General features: G+C 72.6%; 19 protein-coding genes and 1 pseudogene. 7 read left to right on the top strand and 13 right to left on the bottom strand.

Annotated elements, in window-relative coordinates:
- Positions 1–117: 117 nt before the first annotated feature.
- From ACFWB8_RS24230 to ACFWB8_RS24220, 3 genes and pseudogenes are all read right to left on the bottom strand, one after another.
- A pseudogene (locus tag ACFWB8_RS24230) lies at positions 118–645 on the bottom strand (lysophospholipid acyltransferase family protein); the annotation flags it as partial.
- Positions 642–1,442, bottom strand: coding sequence for a GNAT family N-acetyltransferase (locus ACFWB8_RS24225; RefSeq protein WP_385230746.1), 801 nt, complete (start codon positions 1,440–1,442; stop codon positions 642–644). The gene ACFWB8_RS24225 and the pseudogene ACFWB8_RS24230, both read right to left, overlap by 4 nt.
- Before the next feature lie 212 nt (positions 1,443–1,654).
- Positions 1,655–2,917: an extracellular solute-binding protein gene (locus tag ACFWB8_RS24220; RefSeq protein WP_385230743.1), complete on the bottom strand. Its 1,263-nt coding sequence runs from the start codon at positions 2,915–2,917 to the stop codon at positions 1,655–1,657.
- Between the two features lie 166 nt (positions 2,918–3,083).
- Here ACFWB8_RS24220 and ACFWB8_RS24215 point away from each other — a divergent pair, with 166 nt between their 5' ends.
- Positions 3,084–3,299, top strand: coding sequence for a dodecin (locus ACFWB8_RS24215; protein ID WP_385230740.1), 216 nt, complete (start codon positions 3,084–3,086; stop codon positions 3,297–3,299).
- A 137-nt stretch (positions 3,300–3,436) separates the two neighbouring features.
- On the opposite strand, the gene ACFWB8_RS24210 is transcribed toward ACFWB8_RS24215, so the two are convergent.
- Positions 3,437–3,931 carry a hypothetical protein gene (locus ACFWB8_RS24210; RefSeq protein WP_385230737.1) on the bottom strand — a complete coding sequence of 165 codons (495 nt, stop codon included), beginning with the start codon at positions 3,929–3,931 and terminating at the stop codon, positions 3,437–3,439.
- 74 nt (positions 3,932–4,005) lie between these two features.
- On the opposite strand from ACFWB8_RS24210, the gene ACFWB8_RS24205 reads away from it, so the two are divergent.
- Positions 4,006–4,992, top strand: coding sequence for an LLM class flavin-dependent oxidoreductase (locus tag ACFWB8_RS24205; RefSeq protein WP_385230734.1), 987 nt, complete (start codon positions 4,006–4,008; stop codon positions 4,990–4,992).
- A 41-nt stretch (positions 4,993–5,033) separates the two neighbouring features.
- Positions 5,034–7,511, top strand: coding sequence for an ABC transporter (locus ACFWB8_RS24200; RefSeq protein ID WP_385230731.1), 2,478 nt, complete (start codon positions 5,034–5,036; stop codon positions 7,509–7,511).
- Between the two features lie 78 nt (positions 7,512–7,589).
- Here ACFWB8_RS24200 and ACFWB8_RS24195 read toward each other — a convergent pair whose 3' ends face one another.
- The 5 genes from ACFWB8_RS24195 to ACFWB8_RS24175 all read right to left on the bottom strand — a co-directional run bounded on the left by ACFWB8_RS24195 (position 7,590) and on the right by ACFWB8_RS24175 (position 12,239).
- Positions 7,590–7,955: a cupin domain-containing protein gene (locus tag ACFWB8_RS24195; RefSeq protein WP_385230728.1), complete on the bottom strand. Its 366-nt coding sequence runs from the start codon at positions 7,953–7,955 to the stop codon at positions 7,590–7,592.
- 72 nt (positions 7,956–8,027) lie between these two features.
- The gene (locus ACFWB8_RS24190) at positions 8,028–8,672 is read right to left on the bottom strand and encodes a hypothetical protein (RefSeq protein ID WP_385230725.1); all 645 of its coding nucleotides are present in this window, start codon (positions 8,670–8,672) and stop codon (positions 8,028–8,030) included.
- A 164-nt stretch (positions 8,673–8,836) separates the two neighbouring features.
- A complete protein-coding gene (locus ACFWB8_RS24185; RefSeq protein ID WP_385230721.1) occupies positions 8,837–9,583 on the bottom strand; it encodes a succinate dehydrogenase/fumarate reductase iron-sulfur subunit in 747 nt (248 codons plus the stop codon).
- Positions 9,580–11,532 carry a fumarate reductase/succinate dehydrogenase flavoprotein subunit gene (locus tag ACFWB8_RS24180; protein ID WP_385230718.1) on the bottom strand — a complete coding sequence of 651 codons (1,953 nt, stop codon included), beginning with the start codon at positions 11,530–11,532 and terminating at the stop codon, positions 9,580–9,582. Before ACFWB8_RS24180 ends, ACFWB8_RS24185 begins: the two co-directional genes overlap by 4 nt.
- Before the next feature lie 2 nt (positions 11,533–11,534).
- Positions 11,535–12,239: a succinate dehydrogenase gene (locus ACFWB8_RS24175; protein ID WP_385230715.1), complete on the bottom strand. Its 705-nt coding sequence runs from the start codon at positions 12,237–12,239 to the stop codon at positions 11,535–11,537.
- Positions 12,240–12,333: 94 nt separating this feature from the next.
- On the opposite strand from ACFWB8_RS24175, the gene ACFWB8_RS24170 reads away from it, so the two are divergent.
- The gene (locus ACFWB8_RS24170) at positions 12,334–13,212 is read left to right on the top strand and encodes a LysR family transcriptional regulator (protein WP_385230712.1); all 879 of its coding nucleotides are present in this window, start codon (positions 12,334–12,336) and stop codon (positions 13,210–13,212) included.
- Here ACFWB8_RS24170 and ACFWB8_RS24165 read toward each other — a convergent pair whose 3' ends face one another.
- Positions 13,213–13,872 (bottom strand): TetR/AcrR family transcriptional regulator, encoded by a 660-nt coding sequence (locus ACFWB8_RS24165; RefSeq protein WP_385230709.1) that lies wholly within the window; start codon positions 13,870–13,872, stop codon positions 13,213–13,215.
- A 105-nt stretch (positions 13,873–13,977) separates the two neighbouring features.
- Here ACFWB8_RS24165 and ACFWB8_RS24160 point away from each other — a divergent pair, with 105 nt between their 5' ends.
- Complete coding sequence (locus tag ACFWB8_RS24160) at positions 13,978–15,066, top strand: FAD-dependent monooxygenase (RefSeq protein WP_385230706.1); 1,089 nt, start codon at positions 13,978–13,980, stop codon at positions 15,064–15,066.
- A 3-nt stretch (positions 15,067–15,069) separates the two neighbouring features.
- On the opposite strand, the gene ACFWB8_RS24155 is transcribed toward ACFWB8_RS24160, so the two are convergent.
- The 3 genes from ACFWB8_RS24155 to ACFWB8_RS24145 all read right to left on the bottom strand — a co-directional run bounded on the left by ACFWB8_RS24155 (position 15,070) and on the right by ACFWB8_RS24145 (position 19,116).
- Complete coding sequence (locus tag ACFWB8_RS24155) at positions 15,070–17,244, bottom strand: putative bifunctional diguanylate cyclase/phosphodiesterase (protein WP_385230821.1); 2,175 nt, start codon at positions 17,242–17,244, stop codon at positions 15,070–15,072.
- A gap of 62 nt (positions 17,245–17,306) precedes the next feature.
- On the bottom strand, positions 17,307–18,137 hold the full coding sequence (locus tag ACFWB8_RS24150) for an SAM-dependent methyltransferase (RefSeq protein ID WP_385230818.1): 831 nt from the start codon (positions 18,135–18,137) through the stop codon (positions 17,307–17,309).
- 553 nt (positions 18,138–18,690) lie between these two features.
- On the bottom strand, positions 18,691–19,116 hold the full coding sequence (locus ACFWB8_RS24145) for a hypothetical protein (RefSeq protein WP_385230703.1): 426 nt from the start codon (positions 19,114–19,116) through the stop codon (positions 18,691–18,693).
- 51 nt (positions 19,117–19,167) lie between these two features.
- On the opposite strand from ACFWB8_RS24145, the gene ACFWB8_RS24140 reads away from it, so the two are divergent.
- Together ACFWB8_RS24140 and ACFWB8_RS24135 are read left to right on the top strand one after the other, a co-directional pair.
- Entirely contained in the window at positions 19,168–19,938 is a 771-nt protein-coding gene (locus tag ACFWB8_RS24140) for a hypothetical protein (protein ID WP_385230700.1), read from the top strand.
- Between the two features lie 182 nt (positions 19,939–20,120).
- The gene (locus ACFWB8_RS24135) at positions 20,121–20,816 is read left to right on the top strand and encodes a hypothetical protein (protein ID WP_385230697.1); all 696 of its coding nucleotides are present in this window, start codon (positions 20,121–20,123) and stop codon (positions 20,814–20,816) included.
- The last annotated feature ends 58 nt before the right edge of the window (positions 20,817–20,874 follow it).

Raw genomic sequence — 20,874 nt, 5'->3', positions numbered from 1 at the left:
GTCCCCGACGAAGGCGGGCGCCCCGGCCGGGCTCCCGTCCGACAGCCGGTACGCGAGCCGTACCGGCTGTACGGGGACCCGCGCGTCCAGCGCGGACTGGAAGGCGGCCCGCCGGAAGGTCCCTTGGGCGCGCCCGCACCAGGTGGAGCCCTCGGGGTAGACGGTGATCCGGTCACCGGCCAGCAACGCGCGGGTGACGGTCTCGACGGTGGCGGGCAGGGCCCGGATCCGGTCGCGTTCGATGAACAGGGTCCCGGCCTGCCCGGCGAGCCGGCCGAGCACCGGCCAGCCGCGGATGTCGCTCTTGGCCAGCATCCGGCAGGGCAGCACGGCGACGACGAGCGGGATGTCGAGCCAGGAGATGTGGTTGGCGACGATCAGGCGGGCGCCGTCCGGCCCCGGACTCCCCTGCACGGTGATCCGTATCCCGAAAACACCCAGCAGCACGGCGGCCCAGGCCCGCGCCACCGCGTGCCGGGGGCGTTCGGGCAGCAGCCGGACGGGCGGGGCGCCCAGGATCCCCAGCAGGATCACGGCGACGGCGGCGCCGAGCCGGAGCACCGCGCGCGGCACGCCCGCCGTGCGCCCCTCGTGGCCCGCGCAGGCCTCGGGGGTACAGGGCGAGGTGGGCAGCCAGGTGCTCATGCGCCCGGGACGAGCGAGAGGAAGTGCTTGAGGTAGCGGGGGTTGGTGCGGCGCAGGGAGAGCAGGACGTACAGGTCGGCGCAGCCGAACTCGGCGTCGAGGGCGGGCTCGCCGCAGACCCAGGCGCCCAGGCGCAGGTAGCCGCGCAGCAGCGGGGGCAGCTCCACGCGGTCGGGGAAGGCGATGCCCTCGGGGTTCCAGGGCAGGTGCGGGGTGACCCGGTACTCGGCGGGGGCGAGGCTGCGGGTGAGGACGTGTCCGCGGGCGGCGGCCGCGAGGGCGCCGCCGTCGGCGAGCGGTATCGAGCAGCAGCCGGCGAGCCAGTTGTGGCCGGAGCGGTCCATGTAGCGGGCGAGACCGGCCCAGATCAGGGCGATGACGGCGCCGTTGCGGTGGTCGGGGTGGACGCAGGAGCGGCCGACCTCGACGAGGTCGGAGCGGATCGGGTCGAGGGCGGAGAGGTCGAACTCGCCCTCGGAGTAGAGGCGTCCGGCGACGGCGGCCCGCTCGGGGGGCAGGATCCGGTAGGTGCCGGCGACCTGCTCGGTCTCCTCGTCGAGGACGATGAGGTGATCGCAGTACGCGTCGAAGGCGTCGGAGTCGAGTCCGGGCTCGGGCCCGTCGAGGCGGGCGCCGAGTTCCCCGGCGAAGACCTGGTGGCGCAGCCGCTGGGCGGCGCGGACCTCGTCCTCGGTGCGGGCGAGGCGTACGGCGTAGCGGGGTGCCGGGGCGGTGACGGTGGCCTGAACCGGCCGCAGGGGGGATTCTGCGGCCGGCGACAGGGGGGCGATGGTCATGGCGGCTCCTGATCCGGGCACGGAGTGCCGGGCCCGCGGGTGTGCGGCCCGGCTCCTTTACTTCTTCCGTGACTGGCTGGATTCGACATGACCGCTCCGCGGCCCTCGGATGTGCGGACGCTGAACTCGGCGGACGCCTTGCCTGACCAGAGGATCAGCGGCGCGGGCGGGGCGTGGCGGGGCGGGGCGGGGCGGTGCGGGGCGGTGCGGGATCAGCGGTCGGAGCTGAGGACCTTGCTGATGCTGCCCGAGGCCGCCGTCGCGGCCTGCCTGGGGTCCTGACCGGTGAGCACGGCCGTCATGAACGGCTTGATCGGGTTCTCGGCCTCGACCTCGGCCCAGCGGGCGGACTTCGGGGTGGCCCGGCCCTGGGCGGCGCCGGGGGCCATGGCGGCGGCGCCCTCGTTGCCCTCGACGACGTGCGCGAGGGTGGTCTTGTTCGGTACGTAGCTCATCGTGCGGGCGAGCTCGGTCTGCCATTGCTCGCTGACCAGGGCCGTGATCAGGTCGACGGCGTTCTTCCGGCTCTTCGTCCGCTCCGGGATGATCAGGTCGGAGCCGCCGGTGAAGACGGAGCCGACCTTCTCGGAGGTCTTGCCGGGGATCGGGAAGAAGCCGAGCTTGCCCTTGAGCTCCGGGTTGGCGGCCTCGATCGCGGCGGCCTGGCCGGGCGGGGCGATGATCTGCGCGACCCGGCCGCGGGCGAAGACCTCGGACTGCGGGGGCGTCTCCTCGTCTGCGTCCTTCGGGCCGTCGCCGAGGGCCTGGAGCTGCTTGTAGAACTCCATGCCCGCCAGGGCCTTCTCGTCGTCGAGGGTGCCGACCCACTGGCCGCCGGTCTCGACGGCGAGTTCGCCGCCCTCGTCCCACACGAAGCCGGCGAGGACGTACCAGTTCTGGCCCGCGAGGTAGATGCCCTGCTGGCCGCCCTTGTCGAGCTTCTGGGTGGCCGTGATCCACTCCGCGCGGTTCTTGGGCGTGGCCTTGATCCCCGCGTTCGCGAAGAGTTCCTTGTTGTAGATCACCACGCGGTTGGCGGCGTACCAAGGGATGCCGTACTGGGCGCCGTTGATGCTGCCGGGGTCGGCGAGGCCCTTGAGCCAGTCCCTGCTGCCCCAGTTGCGCAGTCCCTCCAGGGTGAGCTCGCAGAGCCCGCCGGTCTCGACGTACTGGGCGACCTGGGTGTTGCCGACCTCGATGACGTCGGCGCCCTCCTTGGCCGTCCCGTCGAGCACGGCGTTGACCTTGTCGCCGATGCCCGTCCATTCCTGGATCTTCACGTCGAGGTCGATGCCGGGATGTTCCTTCTCGAACGACGCGGTGAAACCGGCGACGAAGTCCTGCGACGCGCTGCCCTTCATCAGCCAGAGCGTCACCTTCTGCGGTCCACCGCCCGATGCGGCCAGCCGGCCGCAGCCGGTGAGGGCGGCCGCGGCCGCGAGGGCGGTGCACACGGCGATGAAGCGCATCTTCACGAGGGTCACCTTCTGGGGGTTCGATCTCAGATGGCTTGAAATTGGCATAGACCAATGGGGCGGTCAAGCCCCTTTCGCTCGTGATTGCCGAGCCAAAGTTCGCGGACCCGGACTTACTGGGGCACCGTGGAACAAGGCAAAAGCCCCCCAGTGTCGGGAGACCTCCATGTCCAATCACACGTACCGGGTCACCGAGATCGTCGGCACCTCCCACGAGGGCATCGATCAAGCCATCCGCAATGGCGTCGCCCGCGCGGGCGAGACGCTCCACAACCTTGACTGGCTTGAGGTGATCCAGATCCGCGGGCACATCGAGAACGGCGAGATCGCGCACTACCAGGTCGGACTGAAGGTCGGATTCCGCCTCGACGGCGAGAACTGAGGCAGGACGGGGGCGTGCCCTGGCCAGGGCACCCGAAGCAAGGCCAGGACTGAGACCGGGGCTTCCCCCGAGGCGCCCGGGCGCGGCCCGACGTCCGATGCCCGACGCCCGGCGTTCGGCGTTCGGCGTTCGGCACCTCAGGTGCGGCCCTCGCCCTCCTGGGCGGTCTTGAGCTCCGGCGCGTCCGCCGCCCAGTCCGCCAGGACCACCCGGAATCCGGCCGCACGGGCCGACTGGCACACCAGCTCGTCGTCGTCCACGAGCATCCGCACCTCCCGCCCCCGGGAGATCCGCTTCAGCACCTCCAGCTTCGTGGTCCGGGCCGGCCGCCGGTCCTGGTTCCCGCGCATCCACAGCCGCCCCTCGGGCAGCCCGTGCCGGGTCAGCCATTCGGCCGTGTCCGCGCGGCACCGCTCCGGACGGCCGGTCAGGTACACCACCTCGCAGTCCGCGGCGCTCTCCACCGCCAGGGCGATCCCGCGCGCGAGCGGCGGATCGGCCGGGGCCGCCCCGAAGAAGCCCTCCCAGTCCCGGGGCCGGCGCTCGAGGAAGTGCTGGCGGTGATCGGTGTCGGCCAGGGTGTTGTCGATGTCGAAGACGGCCAGCGGCCGACGGTTGTTGATCTCGCTCATGGACCCCAGCGTAGGCAGCGCCCCGGCCCGCACACGGGGAATCCCCGGGGCCGGCGGGCGTTGAGCACTGTGTGATGCGAAAACTCTCGATACTCGACCGGTCCCGCACCCGCGAGGGCCACCCGGCCCCGCAGGCCCTTCGGGACACCGTGGAGCTGGCCCGCAGGGCGGACGCGCTCGGCTACCACCGCTTCTGGGTGTCGGAGCACCACAGCGTCCCCGGGGCCGCGGGCTCCGCGCCGACCGTGCTGGCCGCCGCCGTCGCCGGAGCGACCCGGCGGATCCGCGTCGGCACGGGCGGGGTGATGCTGCCCAACCACCAGCCGCTGGTGGTCGCGGAGCAGTTCGGGGTCCTGGAGTCGCTGTTCCCCGGCCGGATCGACATGGGCCTCGGCCGCTCCGTCGGCTTCACCGGCGGGATCCGGCGCGCCCTGGGCCGCGACACCGGGGACGCCGACCGTTTCGAGGAGCAGCTGGCCGAGCTGCTGGGCTGGCTCGACGGTACCCAGCGGGCGCATCCCGAGGTGCACGCCCGGCCCGCCGAGGGGCTGCGGATCCCGGCCTACGTGCTGGCCACCGGCGAGGGCGCCGGGATCGCGGCGCGCGCCGGGCTGCCGCTGGTGGTGGGCGATCTGCGCACGCGCGCCCGGGTGGCGGAGATCATCGAGGGCTACCGCGAGGAGTTCCGGCCCTCCGCCCGGGGCGCGGAGCCGTACGTGGTCGTCTCCGGGTCGGTCGCGGTCGCCGCCACCGCCGAGGCCGCCCGGCGGATCCTGGTCCCCGAGGCCTGGTCCCTCGCGTACTCCCGCACCCACGGCAGCTTCCCGCCGCTGCGCCCCGCCGAGGAGGTCGAAGCCCTGGCCATGACCCCCAAGGAGCGCGAGTTGTACGAGGGCGCCCTCGCCGGGCACGTCCACGGTACGCAGGAGCAGGTCGCGGAGCAGCTGGCCGAGGTGGCGGAGCTGACCGGAGCGGACGAGCTCCTGGTCACCACCTCCACGTACGACCGTACGGCCCTGCTGGACTCCTACGAGAGGCTCGCCCGCATCGCCGGAGCGTGACCCTGCGACCTCGAACGCCGGTGCCCCCTAAAATGGGACGAATGCACGACTCCACGCAGGATGCTCCGGCCGGCCCGACCATTGCCTCCGGCCCGATCGTTCCCGCCGGCCCCTCGGGTCCCGCGCCCCACGACCCGTTCGTACGGGTCCGCGGCGCCCGGGAGCACAATCTGCGCGGAGTCGACGTGGACATCCCGCGCGATGCGCTGACCGTGTTCACCGGGGTCTCGGGCTCCGGCAAGAGCTCGCTGGCCTTCGGGACGCTCTACGCCGAGGCCCAGCGCCGGTACTTCGAGTCCGTGGCACCGTACGCCCGCCGGCTGATCCACCAGGTCGGCGCGCCGAAGGTGGACTCCATCACCGGACTGCCTCCCGCCATTTCACTGGAGCAGCGGCGCTCGTCCCCCGGCTCCCGCTCCTCGGTCGGGACGGTGACCCTGCTGTCCAACTCCCTGCGGATGCTGTTCTCACGGGCCGGCACCTACCCCCCGGGCGCCGAACGGCTGGACTCTGACGCCTTCTCCCCCAACACCGCGGCCGGCGCCTGCCCTTCCTGTCAGGGGCTCGGCCGGATCCACCACACGAGCGAGGAACTCCTCGTCCCCGAACCGCAACTGTCGATCCGTCAAGGCGCCATCGCGGCCTGGCCCGGAGCCTGGCAGGGCAAGAACCTGCGGGACGTCCTGGAAGCCCTCGGCCACGACGTGGACGCGCCCTGGCGGAAGCTGCCCGCCGCGGAGCGGGAGTGGATCCTGTTCACCGAGGAGCAGCCGGTGGTGACGGTCCACCCGGTGCGGGAGGCCGACCGGATCCAACGGCCGTACCAGGGAACGTACATGAGCGCCCACCGCTATGTGATGCGGACGTTCGCGGACAGCAAGAGCGCCACCCTGCGGGCCCGCGCCGAGAAGTTCCTCACCGATTCGCCCTGCCCGGTGTGCGAGGGGCGGCGGCTGCGCCCGGAGGCCCTGTCCGTGACCTTCGCCGGCCGCACGATCGCGGAGCTGGCGGCGCTTCCGCTGACCGCGCTGGACGCGGTCCTGGCGAGCGCGGGCGCCTCCGGAGGCGGGGGCGGTGAGGCCGCCAGGGTGCTGGGCGAGGACCTGCGCTCGCGGATCGCGCCCGTCACCGAGCTCGGGCTCGGCTACCTGAGCCTGGACCGCACCGCGCCCAGCCTGTCGGCGGGCGAGCTGCAGCGGCTGCGGCTGGCGACGCAGTTGCGGTCGGGGCTGTTCGGGGTGGTGTACGTGCTCGACGAGCCGTCGGCGGGGCTGCACCCGGCCGACACCGAGGCGCTGCTCGGCGTACTGGACCGGCTCAAGGAGGCGGGGAACACGGTGTTCGTCGTGGAGCACCACCTTGACGTGGTGCGGCACGCCGACTGGCTGGTGGAGGTCGGGCCGCTGGCCGGGGAGCACGGTGGTCGGGTGCTGCACAGCGGGCCGCCCGAGGCGCTGGCCGGGGTCGCGCAGTCCGCGACGGCGCGCCACCTCTTCGCGGGGCAGGGGCCCTCGGCCGAGGCCGGCCCCCCGCGCCCGGTGCGGACGGCGACCGGCTTCGTGCGGCTGAGCGGCATCGACCGCCACAACCTCCGCGACGTCTCGGCCGAGTTCCCGCTCGGCGTGTTCACGGCGGTGACCGGGGTGTCGGGTTCGGGCAAGTCCACGCTGGTGGGTCAGGCGCTCGCGCAGGAGGTCGCGGAGCGGCTGACGGACCCCGGGTTCCCGGTACGGCGCCTGGTGGAGGTGGACCAGAAACCGATCGGCCGTACGCCGCGCTCCAACCTGGCCACGTACACGGGGCTGTTCGACGTGGTGCGCAAACTCTTCACGGCGGCGCCAGAGGCGAAGGCGCGCGGCTGGAAGGCGGGCCGGTTCTCCTTCAACGTGCCGGGCGGCCGCTGCGAAACCTGCCAGGGCGAGGGCTTCGTGTCGGTGGAGCTGCTCTTCCTGCCCAGTACGTACGCCCCGTGCCCCGAGTGCGCGGGCGCCCGGTACAACTCCGAGACACTGGAGGTCCGTTACGCGGGCCTGAACATCGCCGAGGTGCTCGGGCTGACGGTGGAGGCGGCGACGGCCTTCTTCGCGGAGGTCCCGGCGGCGGCGCGCAGCCTGCGCGCGCTGGAGGAGATCGGGCTGGGGTACCTGCGGCTCGGCCAGCCGGCCACCGAGCTGTCGGGCGGCGAGGCGCAGCGGATCAAGCTGGCGGCCGAGCTCCAGCGGCTGCGCCGCGACCACACCCTGTACCTGCTGGACGAGCCGACGGCCGGGCTCCACCCCGCCGATGTGCTGGTGCTGCTGCGGCAGTTGCACGGCCTGGTGGACGCCGGGCATTCGGTGGTGGTCGTGGAGCACGACATGGCGGTGGTGGCGGGCGCTGACTGGGTCGTCGACCTCGGCCCGGGCGGCGGCGCGGACGGCGGCCGCGTCGTGGCCGCGGGGACTCCGGCCGACGTGGCCCGCGCCCCCGGCAGCCGTACGGCGGGCCACTTGGCGCGAGCTGTCGCTTCCCGGGGTTGAGCCTTCCGGAGCTCGGCCTCCCGGACCGGCGGTGCGGTCCGGTGCGGTGCGGTCCGGTGCGGTGCGGTGCGGTGCGGTTCAGGCGGGCTTGGCGAAGTTCCCGTAACCCTGCCAGTCGAGGACCACGCACTGTTCGTCGCCGAGGACCCAGGCGTCGTGACCGGGGTCTATCTGGAGGAAGTCCCCGGGCTCTATCTCGACGCTCTCGCCGTCGTCCATGACGACCTTCATGCGGCCGCTGACCATGTAGCCCACGTGGGCGGCCTGGCAGCTGTCGGTCCCGGCGATGGGCTTGATGTGCTTCGACCACTGCCAGCCCGGCTCGAACACGGCCCGGCCCACCGGTCCGTGATCGGTGTCGATCAGGTCGAGCTTGCCCGTGCCGTCCTCGAACTGACGCGTCTCATCCGCGGAATCGAAGCCCTTGTGCACGATTCCAGCCATGATCATTTACCTCCGCGGCGCACAACCTGCCCCGAGTCCACTTCTCAGCGTACGCCCGTACCGCGGGGTCGCTCAGGCGTCGCCCGGCAGCAGGTGCTGCGGCACCTCCCGGAAGCTCCACACACCTTGTTGACGGGTGAACATCCACACCAGGTCATAGCGGTCGGGCCAGGTGGCGGGCACGCCGAGGACCCCGTGCACGCCCAGGGCCGCGATGAGGCGGGGGATGCCGGTGTGCTCCCAGCACACGAGGACGGGCATCCGCGCGGCGAGCACGGCCCGGCCGAGGGCGGGCTCGGCGCCGAGGGCGAACTCGGTGCGGACCGGCGTGCGCAGCGCCGTGGCCAGCGCCTCCACGGTCTGACGGCACCGGGCGGGCGCACCGGTCTTGCCACCGGTCGCGAAGACGGCCCCGGGGCGCGGCAGCGCGGCGCCGCGGGCCGGCGGGAAGAGGGCGGGGAGCTCCTGGGCCCGGCGCCAGCCCCGGCCGGCCAGGAACCCGGGGTCCTCGTTGCCCTCTTCGTCCTCGCCGGTGTCCCCGGCGTACGGCTTCTCGGCGTGCCGGATCACCATGACCAGTGCGTCCTTGGCGGCCCCGGGGCCGGGGGCCGGGCTGCGGGGGTGCTCCTCGGCGCAGCCGGCCGCCGCGAGCGGGGCGAGGGCGGCGGCCAGCACGGTTCGGCGCCGCGGTCCGGACCCGGTGGGGGCTTGAGGCATGGGCACACTGTCACCCATGCCCGGGAGGGCGGCCGGTCACGGCACGACGGGCGCCGCTGCGATCATCCGATCGGCGGTGTCGGCTCCCGCCCGGTGGACCGGCCCTGCCCGGCCCGGTCCCGCACGACGCCTCCACCAGGCCTCATTCTTATGAAACGCACAGGTCAGCGGGGTCCCTTGCGGACCGCCCGCAGCCACTCCCTGTTCATGGCGGCGATCGACGGGAGGGGGATCCCCTTGGGGCAGGCCGTGGCGCACTCCCCCGTCAGCGTGCAGCCGCCGAAGCCCTCGTCGTCCATGGTCGCCACCATGTCCAGGACCCGGGTCTCCCGCTCCGGCGACCCCTGCGGCAGCACGCCCAGGTGGTTGACCTTCGCCGAGGTGAAGAGCATCGCCGAACCGTTGGGGCAGGCTGCCACGCAGGCACCGCAGCCGATGCACTCGGCGTGCTCGAAGGCCTGGTCGGCGTCGGCCTTGGGCACGGCGGTGGCGTGCGCCTCGGGGGCGGAGCCGGTCGGCGCGGTGATGTAGCCGCCGGCCTGGATGATGCGGTCGAAGGCGCCGCGGTCCACGACGAGGTCCTTGACCACGGGGAACGCGGACGCCCGCCACGGCTCGACGTCGAGGGTGTCGCCGTCGGCGAAGGAGCGCATGTGGAGCTGACAGGTGGTGGTGCGTTCCGGGCCGTGGGCGTCGCCGTTGATGACGAGGCTGCACGCGCCGCAGATGCCCTCGCGGCAGTCGTGGTCGAAGGCGACCGGTTCCTCGCCGCGCAGGATGAGGTCTTCGTTGAGGGTGTCGAGCATCTCCAGGAAGGACATGTCCTTCGAGATGCCGTCGACCTCGTACGAGACCATGGCGCCGGGGGCGTCGGCGTTCTGCTGGCGCCAGACGCGCAGGTTGAGCTTCATGCGTAGCTCCGCTGGGTGGGGTGGACGTACTCGAAGACGAGGTCTTCCTTGTGCAGGACGGGGGCGGCGCCGGCGCCGCCGAACTCCCAGGCGGCCGCGTAGCCGAACTCCTCGTCCTTGCGGGCGGCTTCGCCGTCCGGGGTCTGGGACTCCGCGCGGAAGTGGCCGCCGCAGGACTCGGCGCGGTGGAGGGCGTCGAGGCACATCAGCTCGGCGAGTTCGAGGTAGTCGACGATGCGGTTGGCCTTCTCCAGCGACTGGTTGAACTCCTCGCCGGTGCCGGGGACCTTGACGCGCCGCCAGAACTCCTGCCGGATCTCGGGGATCCGCTCGAGGGCCTTGCGCAGCCCCTCCTCGGTGCGGGCCATCCCGCAGTACTCCCACATGAGTTCGCCGATCTCCCGGTGGAAGGAGTCGGGGGTGCGGTCCCCGTCGACGGCGAGCAGCCGCTCCAGCCGCTCCCGGGTCTCCCCCACGGCGTCGCGCACCTCGGGGTGGGTGTCGTCCACGGCGTCCTGGTGCGGGTGGCGCGCCAGGTAGTCGTTGATGGTGGAGGGGAGGACGAAGTAGCCGTCACCGAGGCCCTGCATCAGGGCGGAGGCGCCGAGGCGGTTGGCGCCGTGGTCGGAGAAGTTCGCCTCGCCGATCGCGAAGAGTCCGGGGACGGTGGTCTGGAGGTCGTAGTCGACCCACAGGCCGCCCATCGTGTAGTGCACGGCGGGATAGATCCGCATGGGGACCTCGTACGGGTCCTCCGCGGTGATCCGCTCGTACATCTCGAAGAGGTTGCCGTACTTCTCGGCGACCTCGTCCTTGCCCATGCGGCTGATGGCGTCGGCGAAGTCGAGGTAGACGCCCTGGCCGCCGGGGCCCACGCCGCGGCCTTCGTCGCAGACGTTCTTGGCGGCGCGGGAGGCGATGTCGCGGGGCACGAGGTTGCCGAAGGAGGGGTAGATCCGCTCCAGGTAGTAGTCGCGCTCCGCCTCGGGGATGTCGGCGGCGGCGCGGGTGTCGCCCTTGGCCTTGGGGACCCAGATGCGGCCGTCGTTGCGCAGGGACTCGCTCATCAGGGTGAGCTTGGACTGGTGGTCGCCGGTGCGCGGGATGCAGGTGGGGTGGATCTGGGTGAAGCAGGGGTTGGCGAAGTAGGCGCCGCGCCGGTGCGCCCGCCAGACGGCGGTCGCGTTGGAGTTCATGGCGTTGGTGGAGAGGTAGAAGACGTTGCCGTAGCCGCCGCTCGCCAGGACGACGGCGTCGGCGTAGTGGGTGTCGACGCGGCCGGTGACGAGATCGCGGGCGACGATGCCGCGGGCCACCCCGTCCACGGTGATCAGGTCGAGCATCTCGGTACGGGCGTGCATCTCCACGTTGCCGGCGGCGATCTGGCGGGAGAGCGCCTGGTAGGCGCCGAGGAGGAGCTGCTGTCCGGTCTGGCCGCGGGCGTAGAAGGTGCGGGACACCTGGACGCCGCCGAAGGAGCGGGTGTCGAGGAGGCCGCCGTACTCGCGGGCGAAGGGGACGCCCTGGGCCACGCACTGGTCGATGATCTCCACGGAGATCTGTGCGAGGCGGTGGACGTTGGACTCGCGGGCGCGGAAGTCTCCGCCCTTGACGGTGTCGTAGAAGAGGCGGTGTACGGAGTCGCCGTCGTTGCGGTAGTTCTTGGCGGCGTTGATCCCGCCCTGCGCGGCGATGGAGTGGGCGCGGCGCGGGGAGTCGGAGAAGCAGAACTGGATGACGCGGTAGCCCTGTTCGGCGAGGGTGGCGCCGGCGGCGCCGCCTGCCAGGCCGGTGCCGACGACGATGATGCGGTGCTTGCGGCGGTTGGCCGGATTGACGAGCTTGGCCTCGAAGCGGCGGCGGTCCCAGCGCTCGGCGATCGGGCCCGCGGGGGCCTTGGTGTCGGCGATGGGCTCGCCGGTGGTGTAGTTCGTATAGGTGCTGCTCATGGTCAGCTCACCACTCCGGTCATGACGGCGACGGGTACGGAGACGAAGCCCGCGAAGAGGACGAGGGCCAGGGCGTTCGCCAGGAACTTCAGCGTCCGGTCGCGTCGGGCGCTGCCCTGGCCGAGGGTCTGCGCGGCGCTCCAGAAGCCGTGGCGGACGTGCAGGCCGAGGGCGGCCATGGCGACGAGGTAGATGGTGTTGCCGTACCAGGTGGAGAAGGTGGCGAGGACGTTCTCGTACGGATGGCCGGCCCAGGCGCGCTCGTTGACGGTGAGCGTGGTCAGGTCGAGCAGGTGCCACACGATGAAGAGCGCGAGGATGATGCCGCCCCAGCGCATCGTGCGCGTCGCGTAGCTCGCGCCGCGGCGCTTGTGGGCGTACTTCACCGGGCGGGCCTTGTTGTCACGGCGGCTGAGCTGGTAGGCGCACACCGCGTGGGCGACGACGGCGGCGACCAGGACCACCCGCACGATCCACAGGGCCCACTCGTGGTGCAGGAAGGGCGCACCGAGGGTGCGCAGCCAGTGGGCGTAGCCGTTGAACTCCTCCGCTCCGAAGAAGATCTTCAGGTTGCCGAGCATGTGCACGACGAGGTAGCCGAGCATGATCAGGCCGGAGACGGCCATCACGGACTTCTTGCCGACGGATGAGTCCCAGAGTGTGCGCGTGGTGGACGGCTGTCGATCCGTCCGCGGTGCCAGAGCCATGCCAGCGACGGTAAGGACCCGGGCGCCGAAAGGTCCAAGACATGATGAGGCTGATCTCGATAGGGATTGCCTATGACGGGGTTAACCTGGGGCCATGCAGTTCCAGCAGCTGGTGTACTTCGTGGCCGTGGCCGAGACCCGGCACTTCACGCGCGCCGCGGAGCGGGAGCACGTGGCCCAGCCCTCGCTCTCGCAGCAGATCAAGGCGCTCGAACGGGAGCTGGGCGCGGAGCTCTTCAGCCGGGCGCGCGGCAACATCGCGCTCACCGACGCGGGCGAGGCCCTGCTGCCGCTGGCCCGGCGGATCCTCGCGGACGCGGACACGGCGCGGCTGGAGGTGCAGGAACTGGCGCAGCTGCGGCGCGGCCGGGTCCGGCTGGGTGCGACGCCGAGCGTGTGCACCGGTCTGCTGCCCGGCGTGCTGCGCACCTTCCATACCGCGCACCCGGGGATCGAGCTGCTGATCGAGGAGAGCGGTTCGCTCGATCTCGTCCGGGAACTCGCGCGCGGGGCCCTGGACCTCGCGCTGATCGCCCTGCCACTGCCGCCCTCGGCGCCGGCGCTGACCACGGTGGAACTGCTGACGGAGGACCTGGTGGTGGTCTCGTCGGCGGCGCTCCCGCCCCCGGCGGGCGGCGGTCCGCTGACGGTGTCGGCACTGCGGGACGAGCCGATGGTGATGTTCCGCCACGGCTACGACCTGCGGGACCTCACCGTCGCCGCCTGCCGTGCGGAGGGGTTCGAGCCGGCGTTCACGGTGGAGGGCGGCGAGATGGACGCGGTACTGGGCTTCGTGCGGGCGGGACTCGGCGTCGCGGTGGTGCCGGCGATGGTGGTGGGCCACGCCGGCCCCGGCCTTCGGGCCACCCCCCTGGCGGGCTCCCCGCTGCGCCGCACCATCGCCTTGGCCCACCGCACGGACGTGGCTCCCCCGCGCGCGGCCCGGGAGCTCCAGCGCATCCTGGTGGGCTGATCAGGCCGGGAGCGCCGACAGGGTCCGGTCGAGGCCTTCGGCCAGCATGCCGAAGGCGCGGTCGGCGTCGGCCACGGCGGCCGGGAGGGCCGCGTCGGCGCTCTGGCCCGATGCGACGCGGCGCCAGTTCTCCATGCCCAGCTGCTTGCGGGCGTCCACCAGTTGGCGCGCGGCGAGACGGGCTATGAGCGGCGGGGCGGACTCCGCTTCCAGGACGGCGGCGAGCAGCTCCACCTCGCGGTCGGTGTAGTGGGTCAGGCGGGACTTCAGGCTCGCGGTGGAGTGGAGCAGCCGCTCGAAGGCGAGGACGTCGGGGTGGTCGCAGATCCCGGTGATGGGATCCCGCTCGGCGAGGGCCGCGAGGAAGTGTGCGTGGACGGCGGCGACCGGGCGCTGACCGGCGGGCCGGTCGCGCACGATGCGTGCGGCCTCGTCCTGGTGGTCGGCGAACCGGTCCAGGAGCAGGTCCTCCTTGCTCGGGAAGTACCGGAACAAGGTGGGCTTGGAGACCTCCGCCGCGGCGGCGACGTCCGCGACGGAGACGGCATCGAAGCCCCGCTCCAGGAAGAGCTCCAGCGCCGTGGCCGCCAGTTGCTGACGCGTGCGGAGCTTCTTGCTCTCCCGCAGACCCGTCGTGTTGTCCATCCGCACCGTTTCCATACCCACACCGTACCACGGAATCGTGACCAAGTTATTTTTGTAACCGGGTTGCATTTTCATCGGGGAGCCGCTTTCCTTGGGACCACGACGACGAGAGGACCTCCGATGACCGACGTACTGATCGTGGGCTCCGGCCCGACCGGACTCACACTGGCCTGCGACCTGACCCTGCGCGGCGTCGCCGTCCGCATCCTCGACCAACGCTCCGGACCGCACCGCGAGTCCCGGGGCAAAGGCCTCATTCCGAGCAGTCTGGAGGTCTTCGACCGGCTCGGCGCCGCCGAGCCGATGTCCGCCGTCGGCACCCGGGGGCTGGTCCTGCGCAAGTACTTCGACGGTGAGCACATCAAGGACTCGCCGTCCGGCGACGGCCTCCTCATAGGCCAGTGGCAGGTCGAGGAGGCGCTCCGCGCCCGGCTCGCCGACCTCGGCGTCCAGGTCGAGTACGAGGCCGGGGTCGCCGCAATCAGCCAGGACGCCGGCGGGGTCAGCGCGCGACTGGCGGACGGCCGTCTCGTCCGAGCCGGATACCTGGCCGGATGCGACGGCGGACACAGCACGATCCGACAGCTCCTCGGGATCCCCTTCGAGGGGCACACCGAGGAGGCGGACACGATGGTGCTCGGGGACGTCAGGGCGGCAGGACTGAGCCGGGACCACTGGCACCAGTGGTTCACCTCGGACGGCGGGGGGATCATGCTCTGCCCGATGCCGCGGACCGAGGCCTTCCAGCTCCAGGCCTCCCCGGAGCTGGATGCGCAGGGGCAGCCGATACCGCCCTCACTGGAGGGCTTCCAGCGGCTCTTCGACCGGCATGCGCGGGTGCCAGGGATCCGGCTGGCGGACCCGACCTGGATATCGACCTGGCGGGTCAATGTCCGGATGGCCGCCCGGATGCGCGAGGGCCGGGCCTTCCTCGCCGGGGACGCGGCGCACGTCCACCCGATAGCCGGCGGCCTCGGAATGAACTCCGGGATCCTGGACGCGGCCGCCCTCGGCCGAAGCCTGGCCGCCGCGCTCGCCGGGCCCGCGGGGGCCGGGGCACTCGAGGCGTACGAGGCGGAACGACTGCCCGCGGCGGCCGCGCTGCTGGCCGACACCGCGGAGCGCCACCAGCGGGTCATGGCCGCGGTCCGCGAGCCGGGGCGGGGGACGGAGGCCGGGCGTGAGCCGGCGGCCGTCGGCCCCGCCTGACCGTCAGGCGGTGGGCACGGCGTCCGCCAGCAGCAGCGCGTGGATGCGGTCGGGGGCCCCGGGGCGGGCGTAGTACCAGCCCTGGGCCGTATCGCAGCCGAGGGCACGGAGCTGGGCCGCCTGAACGCCCGTCTCCACCCCCTCGACCGTGACGGCGAGTTCGAGGCTGTGGGCCAGGGCGACTATGCCCTCCACGATCTTGACGTCGACCGGGTTGGCCGGCTGCTGCTGCATCCCCTGCGTGAAGGAGCGGTCCAGCTTCAGGACGCTGACCGGGAGGCGGCGCAGGTTGGCCAGGTTGGAGTAGCCGGTGCCGAAGTCGTCGAGCGCGATGTCCACGCCCAGGGCGGCGAGCCGGCGCAGCGGTTCGAGGAGTTCGTCGTCGGCGCCGATCAGGGCCGACTCGGTGACCTCCAGGCACAGTGCGCCGGGGGCCAGGCCCGAGTTCTCCAGGACCGCGACCGTGTCAGCGACCAGGCCGGGGTGGTGGAGCTGGGTCGGCGAGAGGTTGACGTTGATCCGCAGGGCCGAACCGCCGTGCTGGCGCTGCCAGTTGCGGGCCTGGCGGACGGCTTCCTCCAGCACCCAGCGGCCGAGCGGCACGATCAGCCCGGTGCGTTCCGCGAGCGGGATGAAGCGGTCCGGGCCGAGCACCCCGTACTGCGGGTGGGACCAGCGCACCAGCGCCTCCGCACCGTGCACACTGCCGTCGTGCATGTGCACGAGGGGCTGGTACTCGATGAAGAACTCGCCGCGTTCCAGCGCCGCCGGAAGGGCGTTGGTCAGGCCGTGCCGGGTGATGGCGCGGGCGTCGGCCTCCGCGTCGGCGAATTCGAAGCGGTTGCCGCCGGCCGCCTTGGCCCGGTACATGGTGATGTCGGCGCTGCGCAGGACCTCGGCCGGGGTGCGCTCGCGGGCCGGTCCCTCGACGATGCCGATGCTGCCCCGGACCGTCAGCTCCCGGCCCTCCAGCCGGATGGGCGCGGACAGGGCGGACAGGATGCGGACCGCGAGTTCGGTGGCCTTCTCCTCGGTGTCGGCGCCGGTGGTCAGCGCCACGAACTCGTCGCCGCCGAGCCGGGCGACGACCTCACCGGGGCCGGTCGCGCAGCTCTGGAGCCGGTCCGCGACCTCCACCAGCAGCCGGTCGCCCGCCGAGTGGCCGAGACTGTCGTTGACCGCCTTGAAGCCGTCGAGGTCCAGGTAGCACAGGCCGAAGCGGCTGCCTCCGGCCCCGCTCAGGGCCTTCTCCAGCCGCTCGAAGAACAGCGTCCGGTTGGGCAGCCCGGTCAGGGCGTCGTGGGTGGCCTCGTAGCGCAGGCGCAGGTTCAGCAGCCGGCGTTCGGTGGTGTCCTCCATCAGGGCCAGCTGGTACTGCGGCACGCCCTCGGTGTCGCGCAGCAGCGAGACCGTCAGGTTGGTCCACAGCACGGTCCCGTCGTGCCGGTAGTACGGCTTCTCCACCCGGTAGCTCTCGCGCTCGCCGCGCACGAGCTCCTCGTACATCCGCCACACGTGCGGGTGGTCGTCGGGGTGGCCCCACTCGCTGACGTTGCGGCCCCGGACGTGCCCGTCCATGCCGCCGAACATCTGCATCAGCGCGTCGTTGACCTCCAGGACGTTGCCCTCCAGGTCGGCGATGCCGATCCCGACGGCCGCGCCCTCGAAGACCGCCCGGAAGCGCTCCTCGCTGGCGTGCAGCGCCTGTTGGGCGTCGATGCGGGCGGTCAGCGCGGAGCGGGCGATGGCCTCCTGCTCCTTGAGGGTCCGCTCGCGCAGGGCGCGGGCGAAACCGGCGGCGATCCCGTGCTGGAGCCGGGCGCAGCGGGAACGGTACTCCTCGGTGCCGGCGACGCCGGAGCCGTCCGAGCCGCAGTAGAGCACCAGATACGACTCGACGACGCCGAGGGTGCCGGCCAGCGCCTCGGGGTCGGTGCAGTGCACGGCGACGAGTTCGGCCCCGACGCGCTGGGCGACCCCGGCGTCGAAGGGCCGGGCGTGCAGTGCCTCCACGAGCGTCCGGGTGAGCGGTACGAGGTGCTGCTCGAATTCGACCCGGGTGAGCGAGGTCGCCGTGACGGGAAAGATCGCCCGCCCCCAGATGGTCGCGAACCGCCCGATCCGGTCCTCGAGGCCACCGCTGTGCGCGGCGGCCTCGGCCACCTCCGGGGCCGCCACGCCCCGGGGCCCCGGGGCGCCCGCCGCGGGAGCGGCCGGGCCCGCCGTCTGTACCGGGAGTCTCACGCCTTGCGTCCCGCTCCGGCGAAGCCCGAGAAGGCGTACGGGTCCTCCTGGACGTCGGCTTGCCGCGGCTCCTCGGGGCCGTCGGGCCGCCAGTTGGGCATGGCCACGACGCCCGGTTCGAACAGTTCGAAGCCGTCGAAGAAGCGGCTGATCTCCTCGCCGCTGCGCATGACGAGCGGGTTGCGGATGTCCCGGTAGACGCCCACGGCGCCGCCCGCGACGTCCTCGGAGAGCGGGATCCCCTCGTACGAGGCGTGCGTGAGGACCAGCATGCTGCCCGGAGCCAGCGCGTCGCGCAGCTCGGCGACGAGGGCGTACGGATCGTCCGCGTCCTCCAGGAAGTGCAGGACGGCGACCATCAGCAGGGCCACGGGCCGGTCGAGGTCGAGCAGCCGGGCAACCTCCGGGGCGCCCAGGATGTCCCGGGGCTTGCGCAGGTCGGCGGCGACGACCGCGGTGCGGTCCTGGCCGGCCAGGACGGCCTGGCTGTGCGCGACGGCCACCGGGTCGTGGTCGACGTAGACCACGCGGGCCTCGGGGCTGGCGGCCTGGGCGATCTCGTGGACATTGCCGAAGGTGGGGATGCCGGAGCCGATGTCGAGGAACTGCGTGACGCCCTCGGCGACCGCGTGGCGGACGGCCCGGCGCATGAATGCCCGGTTCGCCTGCATGATCTTGGGCAGGCCCGGCATGAATTCCATGGCCCGACGGGCGGCCTGGCGGTCGACCTCGAAATTGTGGGAGCCGCCCAGGTAGTAATCGTAGATGCGGGACACGCTCGGCACCGATATGTCGATGCCTGGCGGGGCCCAGGCGGGGCGCTCCATCGGGGTCTCCAAGCCGTAGTCCTGCGGTGGTCCGGACGAGGTCGGACTCCTGTCCGAGCCGAATGTACTGATCATTGCCCAACGGAGCGAGCAAAAGCGGAAATTGGCCATCCGTTCTTCGTCACACACCAAAGGCCTGTACCGCCCCGGACTCGGAGAATGATCGAAACCGACAAATACCTTTTGAGAATTGGCCGCTGGCGGCCGGGACACCACTCGGCGGTGGCTCAAACCTCTCCGGTCGCCACTCCACCCATTCAGGGGAACCGCGCTCGTCCACAGCGTGCACCGGCGCGTGCGGGCCCCATGCTCCCCGGGTGAACAGAGCCTCTACCAGGCGCCTGCTGGCAGTCCCGGTCCTGCTGTGGGCGGCCCTGGCCGCCACCCCGGCCGTGGCCGATAGCAGCGCCTACCCGACGATCGACGCCGACGACGGCGCGGCTGCCGTCCGGGCGTTCTCGGCCTACGGCGGAGGCGGGCCCGCAGGCAGCCGGGGTGGCGGACATCACGGCGACGGCCGCGCCCGCGAGGGGCATGGCCACGGAGGCGGCCATCACGGCCGCCCGCACTGCCCGCCGCCGCCTCCACCGCCGCCGTGCCCTCCCGAGCCGACGCCACCGCCGAAGCCCACACCGACCCCGCCGCCGCCCGAGCCGACGCCCACCCCGCCACCCACCCCGCCGGCACCTCCGCCCGAACCGGCGCCGACTCCGCCGCCGGCGCCGAAGCCGCCCAAACCGGCCCCGCCGAAGCCGGCCCCCGCTCCACCGCCGCCCCCGGTGCACCGGACACCCGCCCCGCCGCCGCCCCCCGCACCGGCCCCGCCCCCACCCGCGCCGACGCCCGCGCCCGCACCCGCGCCGAAGAAGCCGGTGGCCCGGCCGACGTACCACGCGGAAACCCGCAAGCCGGTGGAGCACCACATCTCACCGGTGACCTTCACCCTGATGACCGCGGCTCCCGCGGTGCTCGCGATCATCGCGCTGCGCCCGCGCTAGACCCGCCCGACCGTTACGCATTGGGAGTCATCTTGTCGGAATGGCTCGTCCTGAGCATCGCGATGGCCGCGGCCTGCGCCGTGGTGCTGTCCATCACCTTCGTCAACCACCGCCGGATCGGCGAGGACGACGACCCGAGCGAAACCCCGGACGTCATCGAGTACATGACGATGATGATCGGGGTGATCTACGCGATCGTCCTGGGCCTGGCGATCGCCGGCGTCTGGGAGGGCCGCGGCGCCGCCCAGGAGTACGTGCGCCAGGAGGCGCAGGCCCTGCACGAGATCAGCGTGCGCTCCGAGGTCTACCCGGCCGCGGTGCGGGGGAAGATCCGGTCCGACGTGGACACGTACGTCTCTTACGTCGTGGACACGGAGTGGAAGCAGATGGCCGACAACGGCAATCTCACGGACCGCGGCGGGGAGTTGCTGGAACGCATCCGCCGCGACGTGACGGACTACGAACCCCAGACCGATCACGAGGGTCAGGCGTACCAGCCGCTGGTGGACCAGGTGGCCGTCGTGGACGACGCGCGCAGCGCGCGCGGCCAGAGCGCCGGGGCCACCATGCCGGGCGTGGTGTGGTTCGGGCTCATCGTGGGGGCGCTGGTGACGGTGGGGCTGATCTTCACGCTGCAGATCCGCCGGTCGTTCCGCGAACTGCTGCTGGCGGGTCTGTTCAGCGCGCTGATCGCGTTCCTGCTGTTCCTCATCTGGGACTTCGACGCGCCCTTCGGGCGGGGCATCGCGGCCACCGCCGAGCCGTTCCTCGCCCAGTTCCCGCATCTGGGACTGGACGACTGACGTCCCGGGCAAACCGGGGGCGGGCCTCCCGTCCCCGGTTCGGCCCAGCGCCATGCCCCATTCGCCCGTTCCTGATCGCGGGCCGCAGCGGCCGCGCCTAGCGTGGCGGACATCGAGGCGCACGTCCCCCCACGTGCGGAAACCGTTCCGCGGCTGCTCCTCGGGGATCCGGAGAATCAACCATGGGTGCGATACGTACCTCTGCCACCGCCCTGATGAGCGCCGGCGCCGCGGGCGCCGCCCTCGCAGTCGGCGTCCTCGGGGCTCCCGCCGCGACAGCGGCCCCGCAGCCCATCACCTCGTTCGGCTTCGCCCTCACCCCTTCGACAGTGGCTCCCGGCGGCCAGGCCGTGCTCTCCGTCACCGGCTGCAACGCCGCCTTCGCCACCGCCTCCTCCGGAGTCTTCGACACCGTGAACATCGCGCGGGGCAGGACCGTACGGGTCACGGTGGACCGGGACGCCCGGCGCGGAGCCCAGTACTCCGTCTCCTTCACCTGCAACGGGGAGACCGGCTCGACCGACCTCACGATCGCCGGCGCCACCAGCAGGCCCACGACGAGCTCCACCGCGGGGCCCCGTACCGGCGCGAGCACCGGCGCGAGCACCGGCACCGGCACCGGCACTGGCACTGGCACTGGCACTGGCACTGGCACTGGCACTGGCAGGAGCAACGGCACGAGCACCGGCAGGAGCAACGCAACCGCCCCCGCCCCCGCGTCCTCGCGCGGCGCCACCCTGGGCGTCCGCGGGGGCCTCGGCGGCAGCGTGGCCGGACTGAATCCCGTCGAGCTCGGCGCGGGCGCCGGCCTCGTCCTCGCCGCCGCGGGGGGCACCGCGTACGTCCTGCGCAGGCGGGGCGCCCGCCGCAACCACTGACGCACCGCGCTCCGCCCCGCTACCGCCGGTCGCCCCGAGTCCTGGCCAGGACTCGGGG

This window comes from Streptomyces sp. NPDC060031 (assembly GCF_042736805.1).
Classification (GTDB): Bacteria; Actinomycetota; Actinomycetes; order Streptomycetales; family Streptomycetaceae; genus Streptomyces.
The sequence above is the reverse complement of the archived record's forward strand: the minus strand, read 5'-3'. Positions and strand labels throughout refer to the sequence as shown.